Source organism: Nesterenkonia sandarakina (genome assembly GCF_003003175.1).
In the GTDB taxonomy this organism is placed as follows: domain Bacteria; phylum Actinomycetota; class Actinomycetes; order Actinomycetales; family Micrococcaceae; genus Nesterenkonia; species Nesterenkonia sandarakina_A.
Genome location: NZ_PVTY01000051.1, coordinates 1 through 1,689 on the forward strand (window position 1 = coordinate 1; position 1,689 = coordinate 1,689).

General features: G+C 59.4%; 2 protein-coding genes and 1 pseudogene. 2 read left to right on the top strand and 1 reads right to left on the bottom strand.

The genetic code is table 11. The features are described from left to right. Positions 1–95: 95 nt before the first annotated feature. Positions 96–389 (bottom strand): annotated as a pseudogene (locus BCL67_RS15075) (recombinase family protein); the annotation flags it as partial. A 214-nt stretch (positions 390–603) separates the two neighbouring features. On the opposite strand from BCL67_RS15075, the gene BCL67_RS15080 reads away from it, so the two are divergent. Continuing rightward, entirely contained in the window at positions 604–1,281 is a 678-nt protein-coding gene (locus BCL67_RS15080) for a DUF2975 domain-containing protein (protein ID WP_106124214.1), read from the top strand. Continuing rightward, positions 1,268–1,510 carry a helix-turn-helix domain-containing protein gene (locus BCL67_RS15085; RefSeq protein WP_106124215.1) on the top strand — a complete coding sequence of 81 codons (243 nt, stop codon included), beginning with the start codon at positions 1,268–1,270 and terminating at the stop codon, positions 1,508–1,510. Before BCL67_RS15080 ends, BCL67_RS15085 begins: the two co-directional genes overlap by 14 nt. Positions 1,511–1,689: the final 179 nt, after the last annotated feature.

Genomic DNA, 1,689 nt, shown 5'->3' on the forward strand with positions numbered 1-1,689 from the left:
CAGTGGCTCCCACACGGGCGGTCACTGGCTCTCAACGGCAATACTGGTGGCTCCGAAAGGCAATATTGGGTGGCTCCCAACCCTTCGAATACTCAGCTGCCACCGATGCTCAGTGTCACGCCTTTGGTGGTGAGCTCGTCAGCGATGTTCCGCGCATCCGGGAGTGACCGGGCGAGGCGGTCGAGCTTCGTCACGACCAGAGTGTCTCCAGACCGGACCGCGGCGAGAGCTTCTCGGAGCCCTGGTCGGGTCCTGTTGGTGCCGGTGAGGCCGTGATCGACATAGACCTCATCGGGGTGAACACCGAACGCGATGAGCCCTTCGCGTTGGGCGGTTAGGTCTTGCCCAGTGGTCGAGACCCGGGCGTATCCGATCTTCAGTCCAGTCATGACCAACAGTGTTGCAGATAAGGGACCCTCACCGTGCTTTAAATCGGGCGGGGTATACGTGCACCCTGAGCCCAGTAGCTGTATGGGCTGGGTTTGGGGTGGGGGAGTGCCCGGTGAGCGACCGGCTTACGGGTGGACAAATTGGTCCTGGACAACTGGTGCCTCGGTCTATAATATCGATTATCAATACATTGATATTCGATAAGGGGCGACGATGAGTGAAACCATGCAGACGACCACGGTCGAGGAAACCAAACCCCAAGGCGTGTTCTCCCGGCTGGTGCGGGCCATCCTCATCACTGTCGCTGCCTTCTGGGCTATCAGCCACCTCTCTCAAGGGTTCACACTCGTCACCGGCCGCTTTCTATGGACCGATGGCAACGTTGAACCCGGGCTTCCCTTGGAACACCTGCCAATTCTCACCACGGCGGAACTACGGCCAGGTACTTCGGCGACGATGGAGGACGCAGACCTGCTTCTCCGGTGGGCCAACGCCACGCCTCTGTTCCTCGAAGCTGCCACCGTGGTGATCGCCGCATGGCTGCTACTTCGAGTACTCCGCCGGGTGACCCAAAGAGAAGCCTTCAGCACCAAAACGATCAACTACTGGAAAGCTCTTTCGCTGACGCTAATGGTCGGCGGCGTGCTCATCGGACTAATCAATACCTTCGCAACTCTCTATACGAGCGCACACGTCGGCCTATGGCCCAACACCGGACAGCGCGACCGCGCTGCCCAAGCTGATTTTTTGGGTGGGGACTACGTCGGCATCAACATCGATTTCCCCAATTGGCCCATATCCCTCATCGTCGCCGGACTGGTGGCCCTTGCTCTGACCACAGCGTTCCGTGCCGGAGCTCAACTGGAACGAGACGTCGATGGCGTCATCTGAACCTGACTATGCCGCGCCTGCGCACCGTATTGTCTTCCGACTCGATGAGGCGCTCCTCCAGCGTGACATGACACTCACTGAGCTTTCACGCCGCACGGGGATCACGATGGCGAACCTGTCCACGCTCAAGAACAACAGAGGTAAAGCCATCCGCTTCACCACCTTGACGATGATCTGCGACGCTCTGCAGATCGAACCGGCGCAACTCTTCGAGATCACAGATCCATAGGATCACTCCACGCAGTATCAACATGGCGCTCGTGCAGTGGGAGGGGTCTAGCGTTGCCGCTGCTGGCCGTCGAGATGTTCGGTAAGGGATCCGCTTGCGGGCAGTTCTCCCCGCGTCAGGGGGTCTTTGCACTGCGCGGCGTTACTGCGGGTCTGCTGAGAGTCCGCGGAAGTATTCCT